This is a genomic window from Streptomyces sp. NPDC054770, from assembly GCF_053611985.1.
On sequence record NZ_JBSHBL010000002.1, the window covers coordinates 299,588 to 313,618 of the forward strand.

11 protein-coding genes and 1 riboswitch are annotated in these 14,031 nt (G+C 72.9%); of the genes, 9 read left to right on the forward strand and 2 right to left on the reverse strand.

The genetic code is table 11. The annotated features are described in order from the left end of the window. The first annotated feature begins 184 nt into the window (after positions 1-184). The gene (locus ACWGKQ_RS03895; RefSeq protein WP_453290257.1) at positions 185-1,243 is read left to right on the forward strand and encodes an NAD-dependent epimerase/dehydratase family protein; all 1,059 of its coding nucleotides are present in this window, start codon (positions 185-187) and stop codon (positions 1,241-1,243) included. Between the two features lie 13 nt (positions 1,244-1,256). Here ACWGKQ_RS03895 and ACWGKQ_RS03900 read toward each other — a convergent pair whose 3' ends face one another. After that, positions 1,257-3,485, reverse strand: a complete 2,229-nt coding sequence (locus tag ACWGKQ_RS03900; protein ID WP_453290258.1) for an NlpC/P60 family protein — start codon at positions 3,483-3,485, stop codon at positions 1,257-1,259. Between the two features lie 10 nt (positions 3,486-3,495). Continuing rightward, a riboswitch (cyclic di-AMP (ydaO/yuaA leader) is annotated at positions 3,496-3,649 on the reverse strand. 440 nt (positions 3,650-4,089) lie between these two features. Here ACWGKQ_RS03900 and ACWGKQ_RS03905 point away from each other — a divergent pair. The 5 genes from ACWGKQ_RS03905 (at position 4,090) to ACWGKQ_RS03925 (ending at position 10,701) form a co-directional block, all read left to right on the forward strand. Continuing rightward, complete coding sequence (locus ACWGKQ_RS03905) at positions 4,090-6,066, forward strand: DUF1996 domain-containing protein (protein WP_453290279.1); 1,977 nt, start codon at positions 4,090-4,092, stop codon at positions 6,064-6,066. Positions 6,067-6,360: 294 nt separating this feature from the next. Next, positions 6,361-7,689, forward strand: coding sequence for a lipase family protein (locus ACWGKQ_RS03910; protein ID WP_453290259.1), 1,329 nt, complete (start codon positions 6,361-6,363; stop codon positions 7,687-7,689). A gap of 53 nt (positions 7,690-7,742) precedes the next feature. Beyond that, positions 7,743-8,201 (forward strand): flavodoxin family protein, encoded by a 459-nt coding sequence (locus tag ACWGKQ_RS03915; RefSeq protein ID WP_453290260.1) that lies wholly within the window; start codon positions 7,743-7,745, stop codon positions 8,199-8,201. Positions 8,202-8,289: 88 nt separating this feature from the next. Further along, positions 8,290-10,422: a hypothetical protein gene (locus ACWGKQ_RS03920; RefSeq protein WP_453290261.1), complete on the forward strand. Its 2,133-nt coding sequence runs from the start codon at positions 8,290-8,292 to the stop codon at positions 10,420-10,422. 27 nt (positions 10,423-10,449) lie between these two features. After that, positions 10,450-10,701 carry a hypothetical protein gene (locus ACWGKQ_RS03925; protein ID WP_453290262.1) on the forward strand — a complete coding sequence of 84 codons (252 nt, stop codon included), beginning with the start codon at positions 10,450-10,452 and terminating at the stop codon, positions 10,699-10,701. Positions 10,702-10,848: 147 nt separating this feature from the next. Here ACWGKQ_RS03925 and ACWGKQ_RS03930 read toward each other — a convergent pair whose 3' ends face one another. Further along, positions 10,849-11,523, reverse strand: a complete 675-nt coding sequence (locus ACWGKQ_RS03930) for an ATP-binding protein (protein WP_453290263.1) — start codon at positions 11,521-11,523, stop codon at positions 10,849-10,851. 328 nt (positions 11,524-11,851) lie between these two features. Here ACWGKQ_RS03930 and ACWGKQ_RS03935 point away from each other — a divergent pair, with 328 nt between their 5' ends. The 3 genes from ACWGKQ_RS03935 to ACWGKQ_RS03945 all read left to right on the forward strand — a co-directional run bounded on the left by ACWGKQ_RS03935 (position 11,852) and on the right by ACWGKQ_RS03945 (position 13,912). After that, positions 11,852-12,727: a helix-turn-helix domain-containing protein gene (locus tag ACWGKQ_RS03935; protein ID WP_453290264.1), complete on the forward strand. Its 876-nt coding sequence runs from the start codon at positions 11,852-11,854 to the stop codon at positions 12,725-12,727. Further along, positions 12,728-12,964 carry a DUF397 domain-containing protein gene (locus ACWGKQ_RS03940; protein ID WP_189263871.1) on the forward strand — a complete coding sequence of 79 codons (237 nt, stop codon included), beginning with the start codon at positions 12,728-12,730 and terminating at the stop codon, positions 12,962-12,964. Between the two features lie 132 nt (positions 12,965-13,096). Then, positions 13,097-13,912: an SAM-dependent methyltransferase gene (locus ACWGKQ_RS03945; RefSeq protein WP_453290280.1), complete on the forward strand. Its 816-nt coding sequence runs from the start codon at positions 13,097-13,099 to the stop codon at positions 13,910-13,912. The last annotated feature ends 119 nt before the right edge of the window (positions 13,913-14,031 follow it).

Genomic DNA, 14,031 nt, shown 5'->3' on the forward strand with positions numbered 1-14,031 from the left:
TAAGTTAGTACGCGGGTCCACTCTATGACCTCATAAGTCGATCTTATGACTTGTGTCGGGCTCGACTTATGGCTTCCGGGGGGTCATGGCGGCTGCCCGGTGCTTGGCGGGTGCCATGCACATGCACCAACCTGTCCTCTGCGGCGCACCGAGGCGCGGTGGCCCGAGGGCGAGGGGTGGAAGCGTGGACGTACGCGGGGAGACGACCGTCGCGGTGACCGGCGGCAGCGGCTTCGTCGGCAGCCATCTGGTGCGGCGGCTGCTGGAGCGCGGGTACCGGGTCCGTGCGACCGTCCGCCGTGTTTCCGACGCGACGAAGGTACGGCCCCTGTGGGAGCTCCAGGAGGCCTTCCCCGGGCAGCTCACCCTGTTCGAGGCCGACCTGCTCAAGGACGGCTCCTTCGACGAGGCCTTCCGCGGCTGCGTGACCGTCTTCCACGTGGCCTCGCCGTTCCTGATGCCCGAGCAGATCAAGGACGGCCGGCGGGACGTGGTGGACCCGGCGCTGCTCGGCACCCGCAACGTCCTCGGCGGCGTGGAGCGCACCCCGGAGGTGACGACCCTGGTCCTGACCTCCACCGTGGGCACGATCTTCGGCGACTACGCCGACGTCCGCGAGATGGCCGGCGAGGTGCTGACGGAGAAGTACTTCAACACCACCAGCACGGTGGCCGACAATCCCTACCACTACGCCAAGACGGTCGCCGAGCGCGCCGCCCGGGAGGCCGGGGCCGCCCAGGACCGCTGGCGCCTGGTCTGCGTCAACCCGGGGCTGATCCTGGGCCCCTCCCTCACCCCCGGCTCCGAGTCGGGCAGCCTGTTCCTGCTCGACGAGCTGTTCAAGGGTTACTTCTGCTACGGCGCCCCGGACTTCAGCTTCACCACCGCGGACGTCCGGGACGTGGCCGACGCGCACATAGCGGCGGCGGAGAACCCGGCCGCGAACGGCCGTTACATCGTGGCCAACGAGACGATGACGTCCTTCCACGAGATGTCCCGGATCATCCGCACCCGCCACCCCTGGGACCCGCGCCTGCCGCGCACCGCGCTGCCGCACGGGCCGGTACGGGTCCTCGGCCCGCTCTTCGGCCTCACCCAGGACTACATACGCAAGCACCTCGGGATCCGCTTCCGCGTCGACAACGGCCGGAGCGTCCATGAACTGGGCCTGGTCTACCGGCCCGTCGAGGAGACCCTCCTGGACCACCACGAGAGCTGGCGCACGCGGCGGCGGAGGGTCTGACCCCGGGCCCGGATCAGGCCGGGCGGATCACGCGGTGGATCGCCGACTCCCCGGCGTTGTAGATCGACTCCTCGCGGATGAGCGCGCCGGGGCTCGGCGCGTGCACCATCGTGCCGCCGCCCGCGTAGATCCCGACGTGGCTGTCGTCGTCGAAGAAGAAGACCAGGTCGCCCGGTTCCAGGGCGGCCAGCGTGATCGGGGTGCCGGCCAGCGTCTGCTCCGGCGCGGAACGCGGCAGCGTGACACCGGCGGCGCGCCAGGCGGCCTGGGTCAGGCTGGAGCAGTCGTACGCCCCCGGTCCGGTCGCCCCCCAGACGCACGGCCGGCCGATCTGCTCCCGCGCGAACGCCAGCGCCTTCATGGCCTTGCCGGGCTCGGCCGCGGCGCCCGGCTGGAGGAAGGCACCGGGGTCGGCGAAGGCGGCCGCGGGCGAGGGCGCGGTGGGTACCGGGGCGGTGACCTGCGGAGGTGCGGTCGGCAGGGGGGTGGTGGGGAGCGGAGCGGTGACGACCGGGGTGGTGACGACCGGGGCGGCGGTGGGCATCGCCATGGTGGGCGCGGCCATCATCGCCTCGGGCGGCGCCGTCATGGCCGCCGGCGCCGCGGCCATCGCGGGCATCGGGGCGGCCATGGGCGCGGCCATGGGTGTCGGCATCGGCGCCGTCATCTGCGTGGGCATCGGTGCCGCCATCGGGGTCGGCATCGGCGCTGCCATGGGCATGGGCATGGGCGCGGGCGCGGGCATCGCGGCCGCGGGTGCCGCCATCTGCGTGGGCATCGCGGTGGTATCGGCGTAGGCGTAGGCGTAGGAGGCGTCGGTGGACTGCATGCCTCCGGCCCAGGCGCCGGCCATGTCGGCGGCGGGTGCCGCAGGGAACGGGGCGGCCTGCGGTGTCATGGCCATGGGCGCGGCGGCGGGGGCCGCGGTCGGGTACGTGTACGTGTACGCGCCGGTGGCGTAGGCGGTGTCGGCGGCGGCCTGGGGCACGTCGGCGTAGGCGGCGGCCGCGTTCGGCGACATGACCCGGAAGCCGCCCATGTCCATCGGGGCCGGTGCCGGGGCGGGGGCAGCGGCGGCGGGAACGGCGGGTGTCGCGGTCGGGAAGGCGCCGGTGTTCGTGGGAGCCGCGGTCGGGAAGACGCTCGTGCCGACGGGGTTCGCGGTCGGGAAGACGCTCGTGCCCATGGGGTCCGCGGTCGGGAACGCTCCCGCGTCCGCCGGGGTCGGCATCGGGAACGTGCCCGTGGCGCCCGGGGTCATGATGCGGAAGGAGCCGCTGTCCCCCGGAGCCGGAGCCGGAGGCTGGGCGGGGGCGGGGCCCGCGTCCATGGGAGGCATCCCCGGGAAGCTGCCGGTCGCCGAGCTGCCGGGGGTCATGATGCGGAAGCCGCCCGTGTCCGGCGGGGGCACGGCTGCCCGGGTGGCCCCGCTACCGCCCGGCGTCATGATGCGGAACGTACCGGTGTCGGTCGCGGACACGATCGGGATGCCGCCCGTCTCGGTCATCGCGGGCGGCGCGCTGCGCTGGCTCGGTATGCCGATGGCGGGAGCCGGCGGCCACTGCTGCGTCGGGACCTGGGCCTCGGGCGTGGGCCACGGGGACGGTGCGGTCGGCACGGGCTGGGCTGCTGGGGCCGCGGCCGGTTCGAGCGCGGCGATCGCGCGCTGCCCGGTGCGCTGGGACAGCACCTCGCGGGCCTTGGCGATCTTCAGCTGGCTCTTGGTCTTGGAGGTACCCGGCGCCTGCCGCTGCGGCGCGGCGGCCGACAGGGCCCTGGGCGCGCCCGACGGCCCCGGGGGCAGCGCCGCGGCCGGCCCTGCCGTCAGCTCCAGCCTCGGGCGCTCCGGCGGCAGCGCGCGGACGACCTCGATGTCGGTCTGCGCGGACGGACCCGCGGTCAGCTCCAGCCGGGCCGGGCCGCTGTCCTCCAGCTGGCCGAGCAGGTCGGCGGCCATGGAGCTGACGGGCCGCCGCGGACCGGGCCGGGCGGGCTGCCGGTCGGAGGGGAGTGCGGCCGGGACGCTCGGCCCCAGCTTCGAGCGGGCGCCGTCGAACCACTCCCGGGCGATGTTGTCGAGGCCCGGGTCGTCGCGACGGGGCCGCTTGAACAGCGGGACGCCGCGGGAGCGCGAGCCCCCGCTCATCGCGCGCGTGGCGTTGTAGTTCCCGGTGGCGTTCTCGGCCTGGTCGTAGAGGCTGTCGATCCGCTGCCGAACCTCGTCACGGCTCTCGGGCGCCATTGAGGGGTCGTGCTCCTTCCGTACTCCGCCTACCGAGTTAGCTGTCGGGTTCGGGCGGTGAAGTCCGGAAGGCATGCCCTACGGCCCCTGCCCTCGCGGACGGTCGGCCGATTCACCCCAGTGGTCGGTTGGGTCCCCGGCTCCGGATTCGCCCCTGGGAGGCACCGGACTCGGCGGAGGCCGCGCGGCCCGACGGGATTCGCCGGGGGGAGCCGAGCGGCTTGCCCGTCAACTTAGCCAACTTGTGTCACTCGTGTGAAGGTTGAAGTGCGTAATGTCCGATACGTATTTGTGATGTTCGTCTTAGCGTTCGGAACTCGACGGTACGGGACGGCATTTGGCGCGCATCCATTGCTTTCGCAGGGTCACCGGGGCGTTGCCGTCGGTCGTGTTCTGCTGTTCCGGAGCTGTGTGGGAACAGGTGCTTTCTGTGAGGTCTCCGTGAATTCGCGGGTCCGTTGAACACGGCGGCGCCGGGGGCCGTATAGGGCCGGGGGATTTCCATGTCCGGCCGACCACGAGACGCAGGGGAACGACCTTGAGACCCAACAGGCGCAGACGCCCGACCGGCGCACAGCGCGCGACCTTCGCAGCGGTCGCCCTGATGCTCGGCGGCGCAGGATTGGTCGCGGTGAACGTCTATGCCTCGGCCACCGAAGGCGGCGGGGACCAGCAGGCCCAGGTCGCCACCGGCCATGTGCTGTCCGCGCCGACGGTCTACTGCCCCGACGTCGGCAGCCGGCTGACGTCGGTGCCGGACGGGGCCCGGGCCGACGTCGACCGTGAACTCGCCCAGATGGACCAGCAGATCGCCGCCGCCTACCAGCAACTCACCCAGTACGCCGCCGAGATCGAGCAGAACCCCGCCTTCGCCGGCCAGACGATCATCGACCCGCTGAAGGCGAAGCGGGCCGAGTCGCTCCAGCGCATCGCCGACGCCATCGGCCGCGAGGGCGACCGCCCGCAGGGCCTCGACGACCTGGCGGCCTGCGCCCTGCGCTCCTCGAACCAGGGCGACGGGCAGTCGGCGGCCCCCCAGGGCAGCGCCACGCCGAGCCAGAGCGGTCAGGGCAGCGCCGCGCCGAGCCAGGGCACCGGCATCGGCGGCCAGGGCGGCAACGGTCCGGTCGCCGCCGACTACGCGGACATCACCTCCGTCCAGCCCAATGTCAGCACCCCGGCCGAGCGGTCCGGCGGCTCCACCGGCACCTTCAGCTCCAGCTGCGGCGTCAACGCGAACGGCCTGTTCAACTCCGACAACGTGATCGTCGCGCCCGGTGTCTCCAACGGCGCCCACCACTTCCACGACTACATCGGCAACCAGTCCAACAACGCCTTCGCCAGTGACCAGGACCTCGCGAACGCCGACACCAGCTGCGCGGACCAGGGCGACAAGTCCACGTACTACTGGCCCGTGCTGCGGCTGCAGAACGGCAAGCAGGAGCGGGACGCCGACAAGCCGGGCGGCGGCACCGAGGGCAACGCCGGGCAGATCGTCACGGCGAAGCAGGTCACGCTGACCTTCGAGGGCAACCCGACCTCCAAGGTCACCGAGATGCCGCGGCTGCTGCGCATCATCACCGGCGACGCCAAGGCGTTCGTCAACGGCCCGACCAACGCCAACGCCTCCTGGAGCTGCACCGGTTACGAGAACCGGCAGCTCAAGGACAAGTACCCGCTCTGCCCCTCGGGCAGCGACGTCGTGCGCACGTTCAGGTTCCAGAGCTGCTGGGACGGCCGGAACATCGACAGCGCCAACCACCGCACCCACGTGGCGTTCGAAGGCCCCGACGGGAGCTGCCCGGCCGGTTTCCAGGCCATCCCGCAGCTGGTGCAGCGCATCGTCTACGACGTGGACGCGCCGAGCCTCCAGGACGGCGGCCGTACGGTCCCGCTGTTCGCGGTGGACTCGTTCCCCGAGCAGCTGCACAAGCCGGTCACCGACCACGGCGACTTCATCAACGTCTTCGACGAGAGCCTGATGCGGAAGATGGTCGACTGCATCAACTCGGGCCGCAAGTGCGGTGCGGGGGCCGACGAGCAGCCGCCGTCCGAGAGCGCCGAGCCGTCCGCGCCGGGCGAGCCGAGCGAGACCGCGAGCCCGGCCGACCCGCCGGCCCAGACGCAGAGCGCCGAGCCGTCCGAGCCGGAGACCACGCAGCCGTCGTCCGAGCCCCCGGCCGACCCGCCGGCCACCGAAACCGCGCCCGCCTCCGACAACGCCTCCGCCCCGGCCTCCGACGACACCGGGCTGCCGAGGGTCTACGCGACCGCGTCGCCGAAGAAGACGTCGACCACGAAGTCGTCGGGCGGCGGTGTCATCAGCGAGCCGACGGAGCGGCCCGACACCGAGGCGCCGGCCGCGACCGCCGCCGCCACGCCGGCCGGCACCGCGGCCGCCGTCCCGGCCGGTCAGGAGAGCCCGGGCACCGGCTCCGGGACGGAACCCCAGACCGAGCCGCAGGCGGTCCAGGGCGGTCTGGCGGAGACCGGCGCCCACCTCTGGCCCGCGGTCTTCGGCGGGCTGCTGCTGGCCTTCGGGGCCGTGCTGCTGTGGCGCGCCCGGCGGAACCAGTTCTGACCGTCCCTTCTCACGCGTCGCACGGCGCGTCCTGGGCGGGCTCGAACGCGGGGAGCATCTCTACTGCTCCGCGCTGCCGGGCCCGCCCAGGTGCGTTTCGCCGGGGCCGTGCCGGGTGACACGGCCAGGGCTCCGGGCCTGTTGACCGTCCGTCATATTACTGAACCGTAACCTTACGGCTGCTACCGCAGGTAATACATCGCTCGTTACCGTCGGGTAAACCGCACCCGCCCCGTCGGCCGCTCCGGGGACCCCTCCGCACCTCCCACGTCCAGCACGTCCAGGAGGTTCCCCATGCCTGTCCGCACGCCTGTCCGCGTTCGCCTGCTGGCCACCGCCGTCACCGCCGCCGCCTGCCTCTGCCTCCAGACCCTGCAGGCCACGGCCTCCCAGGCGGAGGTCTCCCGAGGCGTCACCATCCCCGCCTTCTACGACCCGCCGGCCACCCTGCCCACGGCCGACGGCGCCCTCGTCCGCACCGAACCCCTCCCGCTGGCCCTGAGCCTGCCGAGCCTGCCCGGCCCGCTGCCGGGCACCGCGACCCGGCTGATGTACAAGTCCACCGACTCGGCGGGCGACCCGGTCGCCGTCACCGGCGCCTACCTCGAGCCCGCTGCCCCATGGCTCGGCCCCGGCGCCCGCCCGCTGGTCGCGCTCGCCCCCGGCACCATGGGCCAGGGCGACCAGTGCGCCGCCTCCATGGGCCTGGAGTACCCGCTGATCCTCAACGGCCAGACGGTGTCCGTGGGTTACGAGGACCTGTCGATCTACCGGCTGCTCGCCGAGGGCGTCGCGGTCGTCGTCACCGACTACGTCGGGCTCGGCACCACGGACCGGCTGCACACCTACGTCAACCGGCTCGACGGCGCGCACGCCGTCCTGGACGCCGTACGCGCCGCCCGGAGGCTGCCCGGCGCCTCGGTCACCGCCGCCTCGCGGGTGGGCCTGTTCGGATACAGCCAGGGCGGCGGCGCGACCGCCGCGGCCGCCGAACTCCAGCCCGCCTACGCCCCGGACATCACTCTCTCCGGCACCTACGCGGGGGCGCCGCCCGCCGACCTCACCGCCGTCACCGCGGCCATCGACGGCAGCGACCTGGCCGGCGCCCTCGGCTGGGCCGTCAACGGCTTCGTCCAGTCCGACCCGGCGCTCAAGCCGATCGTCGACGCCCACCTCGGCGCGGCGGGCCGGGCCGCCCTCGCCGACCTGTCGACGATGTGCGTCGGTGACGCGCTCTTCGCGTACGGCTCCGCACACAGCACCGCCTGGACGAACGACGGCAGCTCCATCTCCGAGGTCGTCGGCGAGGAGCCCGCCCTCCAGGCCTTCCTGGACGAACAGCGCATCGGCAGGACGGCGCCGACGAGCCCGGTCCGGGTGGCCACCGGCGTCAGCGACGACCTCGTCCCGCACGCGCAGGCCCGCCGGCTCGCCGAGGACTGGTGCGACGAGGGCGCGAACATCACGTACGTGCCGGTCCTCCTGCCGGACGCGGGCCGCGCCCTGCTGAATCACCTCGAACCCCTGCTCACCGACCAGGGCGACGCCATCGCCTGGCTCACCGCCCGCCTCACCGGCGTACCGGCCGTCTCCAACTGCTGGAGCATGCCCGTACAGCCCTGAGCGCCGCCCGCCGCCGTTTGCCGTCGGCGGGCACCGCAGGGCAGGGTGCCGGTGTGCCCACCTTGCTGATCGTCCATCACACCCCCTCACCGCACTGCCAGGCCATGTTCGAGGCCGTGGTCTCCGGGGCGACGACCCCGGAGATCGAGGGCGTGCGGGTCGTGCGGCGGGCGGCACTGTCCGCCACCGCCACCGACGTGCTCGAAGCCGACGGATACCTCCTCGGCACCCCGGCCAACCTCGGCTACCTCTCCGGCGCCCTCAAGCATTTCTTCGACCAGATCTACTACCCGTGCCTGGACGAGACGCGCGGCCGCCCCTTCGGCGCCTACGTCCACGGCGGCAACGACGTCACCGGCGCCCTGCGCGCCCTCGACTCCATCACCACCGGCCTCGGCTGGCGCCGGACGGCCGAACCGGTCACGGTGACCGGCGAGCCGGGCAAGGCCGACCTCGAGGCATGCTGGGAACTGGGCGCGACGCTCGCCGCCGGCCTGACCGCCGACGCCTGAGCGGTCACTCGGACGGACGAAGGTGCGGGCGCCGGATCCAGGGCACACGATGGGACCAGGCCGTGTCGTCGATCCCAGGGAGCGTCGGATGGCAGGGCAGTGCCGTGGCTCCGGGCCGCCCGCGGAGGACATGCTGCGGGAGTGCGCCCGCGACGTGGTGGCCGTCGCCGAGGGCATCCGCGAGGTCTCCGCACGGACCAGCTCCGTCCTGTTCGCCCCGGCGCTGACCGGGTCCGCGCGCCGCCGCCCGCGCACCGGACTGGCCGCCCGCTGGGCGCTGCTGCGGACGCTCACCAACAAACAGGGCCTCGGCGGCTCGGCGATCGTCGCGCCGGACGGTGTCGGCCATCTGCTCGGCGCCGCGGGGGAGGCGCTGGGCCGCGAGAGCCTGGCCGCGCTGGTGGCGGTCACCTCGCTGCGGCTGCGGATCGCCGCCGTACTTCTCGACCACCCCGAGTTCGGGCACGACCCGGGCATGCGCCGGCTGACGGACGCCGTCACCGCCGACCACGCCCCGGAGGCCGTCCGCGCGCTGCGGACCCTCTTCAAGGACCGGGGCGCCCAGCGCTCCCTGTCCGCGCTCGCCCCGATCCTGGCCGAACTCCTCGCCATCCGGGGCCTGCTGGACGAGGACCCGCTGAGCGACGAGACCGCCTGGGCGCTGGCCGCCGGCCGGGAACTCACCGCCGGCCCGGTCAGGGGCTTCGACGCCTCCCGGCTGCCGGTCCCGGACAAGGGCGAGGGCGGCGCCCAGGCCGTCGAACCGTCCGCCCAGGAGGCCCGGTCCATCGCCACCGAGGGCTCCTTCCTCGGCTTCCTGCGCAACATCGACGCGCTGGCCGGCGACGGCCGCGTCCTCGTCCAGGAGGTGCGCGGCCCCGACGGGGTGCTCCGGTACGTCGTGCAGGCCCCCGGCTCGGCTCCCGGCCGCCCCCGCGGCGACTCCCCGCAGGACTTCGCCGGCGCCTGGCGCAACCTGTTCCTGGCCGACTCGCCGTACACCCGCTCGATCCTGCTGGCGATCCGGGACCACGGCATCCCGCGCGGCGCCGACCTCGCGCTGGTCGGGCACGGCGAGGGCGGGATCGCGCTGCTGAACCTCGCGCAGGACGACGAGTTCTGCCGCGCCTACCGGGTCACCCACGTGGTCGCCGTCGGCGCGCGGGTCGACGACCGCAGACCCGCAGACCCGCGCACCTGGGTCGCCGGCATCACCAACCGGCACGACATCGTCCCGGCCCTGGAGGGTCCCGGCGTCCCGCACTCCAACCGGTACCGGGCCGACTACACCGGCCCCACCCGCGAGTTCCCGCTCTGCCACCTGCTCCGCGTCTACATCGACCACCTGGAGACCGTGGTCCCGCAGGTCCGCGCCGACGTCGACCGGGCCCTCGCCGCCTACCGGGGCCCGGTCGAACGCACCCGCGTCTACCGGCTCAGGGACCGCGCCCGCCCGCCCGAGGGCTACCCCTTCCTGGCCGTCCCCACCACGAGCCTCGCCACCTCGGCCGGGCCGGTCGACCTGCCGGTGCGCTACTACGACTCCTCCGCCGCACACCTGTGCTTCCCGGTCGACACCGACGTGGCCCGCAGCCTGCTGCCCGACGTGTCCTGGCTGGTCCCCACCCGGCTCGGCCGCCGCGCCCTCGCCGTGGTCTCCCTCTACGAGCACCGCTGTACCACCATCGGCCCCTACACCGAGCTCGGCCTTTCGGTGCTGGTCGACGACCTGTGGCGGCCGCACGCGTACGACCTCGCCGCTGACCTGCTGCGCCGTGCCGACCTGCGCCGCACCGGACGGTACGTGGTGGCGCTCGCCGTCGGCACCGAGGAGGCGCGGGCGGTGGCCGAGGAGGTCTGGGCCCAGCCGGCCGTGCGCGGATCCGCCGACGTCGAGTTGCAGGGGCGGGAACTGCGCGTACACGCGCCCGAGTTGGGTGTCTCGGTCGAGGGCCGTCCGGGTCCCGGCGCCCGCTGTCCCGAGGCGGACTGGGTGCTGTACGGGCGCCGGGGCGAGAGCACCGTACGCACCCTGGTCCGTGCGCACGGCAGGTCGCGCATCCATGCCCGCCCCCGGCTGCGGCTGCGGCTCGACGGCGCCCACGGGCCGCTCGTCCGGCACCTCCAGGTCCTCGAACTCGATGCCGTACGGCCCGGGTTCGTCCTGTCCAGCCCCCGGTTCGTGGGTCACAGAAGCGCCGGCGCGGTGCTGCCGCGCTAGGCATCCCTCCGAGTGCAGGTGAGCCCCATGGCGACCGAATCCCGTCCCGCCACCGCCGCCCCCGAACTCCTCGCGTACGTGGACGACCTGAGAGTCGACGCCGACCGGATGGACGGCTACGCCCAGCGGCTGCGGGGCGCCGCCGAGACGCTGGGCAACTGTGCCGAGGTGCCGGAGTGGAGCGGTGCGGCGCTGCAGCGGCAGGCGACGGCCTGTGTGACCGCGGCGGTGCAACTACGGGCGGCCGCGGCCGCGTTGCTGGCGCATGCGACGCAGTGAGCGGCGGCACCCGAGCACGCGACGCGGCCGGGACGAGCACGTCCCGGCCGCGGTGTGGCGCTGTCGGATCAGCCGGCCGGAGCGGTGTGGGGTTGCTCCGGGCCGGGCTTGGGGCGGGTGCGGGTCCAGGACGGGTCGGCGGCGGGGTCAGGAGTGGGGGGACGGTCCATGGGGCGGTGGGTCTCCTGAGGTGGTGTGGGGGGTGGTGTGCGGTGCGTCCGGTGCCGTCGACAGTTCGGCCCAGACGACGCGGGCGGAGGGTCGTCCCTCCGGCGCGGCCGTGACCCCCCAGTCGAGACTGAGCGCGTCGACGAGGAACAGGCCGCGGCCGTTCTGCTCGTCGGGTCTGGCCCGCCGGGGCGCCGGAAGCGTGATGCTCCCGTTCTGGTCCTCGACCTCGATGCGGATCCGGGCGGCGTCGGCGTGCACCCGGCAGACGATCCGCCGGCCGGCCGAGTGCACGATCGCGTTGGTGACCAGTTCCGAGGTCACCAGGACCGCGTTGTCGACGGCCTCCTCGCACACGCCCCACGAGCCGAGCAGCTCGCCCACGCTGCGGCGGGCGTTGCCCACCGCGCGCGGTGTGGGCGCCAGGTCGAAGACCCGGCTGTGCAGAGTGGGCCGGTCCCCGGAGGCGAACCGGTCGAGGCCTTGCGGCCCAGGGAGTCGACCGAGGCGTTCGCCTCCGGGTGGTCTGGGAATGCCCGTCACGTCCGACGGGCGGTGCGGGCCCTCGGCGGCGGCCAGGACCGGTCGCGGCGGGCCGGGTATGTGGTCCTCGGACAGTCGGTCGAGTGGCTGGGGGAGAGAGGGCGGGGCCATCGCCGTGCGCCTTTCGTCCGGCTTCGCAGCGTGGGGGGCTGAGCGGTTGTGTCGGCCCCGGGCCGCTCGGGGGCAGACGACGACCCGTGCCTGGGCGGCGCCGGACCGCAGCTCAGTCTCCCCCAACTGCACTGCTTCGCCTGCTCCTTGGTCGGCCGGAGCAGTAAGTCCACTCTGGCATCCGGCAACATCGCCTCGCAACCGGCAAGTTGAAAATTGCAAGAAGCGAAGTGCATGCTGCTCCCGACAAGAAGTGATCGAACGAGTCCTTGAACGATCACCAGCACGTGAGACGGTGACCCTGAAACCTGGTGTGAGGGGGTAGGGCGTGACCTCGGAGACCGACTGGGGCGGAGCCCCTTCCGTCCTGCGCATGATCCTCGGCAGACAGCTGGAGGAGCTGCGGACCCGGGCCGGCCTGACCTACGAGCAGGCGGCCGCCGCGATCGGGGTCAGCCACTCCACCATCCGCCGGATGGAGGCCGCCAAGGTGGCCCGGCTCCGGCTGGCCGACGCCGAGAAGCTTCTGCAGGTCTACGGCGTGACGGACCGGCAGGAGGTCGACACCTTCCTGCAGTCGGTGCGCGAGGCCAACAAGCGCGGTTGGTGGCACACCTACCGCGACGTGATGCCGGACTGGTTCGCCGCGTATCTCAGCCTGGAGCAGGCGGCGTTGCAGATCCGTGCCTACGAGAACCAGTTCGTGCACGGCCTGTTGCAGACCCGGGAGTACGCCGGTGCCCTGCTCGGGGCCGGCAACCCGCACGCGGCGAGCGAGGCCACCGAGCGCATGGTGGCCCTGCGCATGCGCCGCCAGGAGCTGATCACCAAGGAGGCGCCGCCGCGGCTGTGGGTCGTGATGGACGAGACCGTACTGCGCTGGCCGGTCGGCGGTGCCGGCGTGATGCGGGCTCAGATCGACCATCTGATCGAGATCAACCGGCTTCCCAACGTCACCTTGCAGATCATGCCGTTCGCCAACGGCCCGCACCCCGCCATGCGCGCCGGTGCGTACCACCTCTTCCGGTTCCGGGCACCCGAGCTGCCCGACATCGTCTATCTCAACGGCCTGGTGGGCGCCGTCTACCTGGACAAGAGCGACGACGTCGTGGTCTACCGCGAGGCCCTGGACCGGTTGGGCGCGCAGGCAGCGCCCGCCAGAAAGACCGAGGCTCTCCTCGGTGCGATTCGCAAGGAGCTCTAAGTGCACCACCTCATACGCAACGGCATTCCCTCCCGGCAACTCGGCGCGCGCGGCTGGTCGAAGCCGTGGAGCGACGACGCCGGCGGCGCCTGCGTCGAAGTGAAGAAGCTCGCCGACGGCCGGGTCGCGGTACGCCAGTCGACCGACCCCGACGGTCCGGCGCTGGTCTTCACGCCGCGTGAGATGACGAGTTTCCTGTCCGGAGTGAAAGCTGGTGACGCCGACTTCCTGATGTGATCGGATTTCCCGGAACTTCCTTGCTATAGCTGATCGTTCAACCAACCCCCCACTTCAACCCCCCACCCCTGACGCATCACCCGCAGCCCCCCGAACACCCCGCATCCCCTCACCTGAATGGGAGACACGGCGTTGCCCGACAACGGATGGCCGGCCGACCGCATCGACACCGAGAACGCGCACTCCGCGCGGATTTACGACTACATCCTGGGCGGCAAGGACTACTACCCCGCCGACCAGGAGGCGGGTGACGCGATGTCCAGGGAGTGGCCCGCGCTCCCGATCCACATGCGTGCCAACCGCGACTGGATGAACCGCGCCGTGCGCTGGCTCGCCGAAGAGGCGGGGATGCGCCAGTTCCTGGACGTTGGGACCGGCATCCCCACCTCCCCGAACCTCCACGAGATCGCCCAGGCGGTGTCCCCGGACTCCCGGGTCGTCTACGTGGACAACGACCCCATCGTCCTCACCCTGTCCCAGGGCCTGCTCTCCAGCACGCCCGAGGGCCGCACGGCGTACATCGAGGCGGACTTCCGGGACCTGGAGAACCTCTTCGACGCCCCCGAGCTGCGCGAGACCCTCGACCTGGACAAGCCGGTCGCCCTCACGGTGATCGCCATCGTGCACTTCATGCTCGACGCGGACGACGCCGTCGGTGTCGTACAGCGGCTCCTCGAACCGCTGCCGTCCGGCAGCTACCTGGCGATGTCCATCGGCACCGCCGAGTTCGCGCCCGACGAGGTGGGCCGGGTCGCCCGCGAGTACGCGGCCCGCAACATGCCGATGCGGCTGCGCACCATCGACGAGGCCCACCAGTTCTTCGACGGCCTGGAGCTGGTCGAGCCGGGCATCGTCCAGGTCCACAAGTGGCTTCCGGACGGCACCGGCGAGCAGGGCATCCGCGACGAGGACATCGCGATGTACGGAGCGGTCGCCCGCAAGCCGTGATCCGGGTTCCGTGCCGGGGCCCGGCTCACCTTCCCGGCCCCGGCACGGTCGTTTCGGGGGTACCGATGACGGCCGCGCTCACCGGGGCGGACGGCGCCACGGAGGCCCGGGTGCAGGGC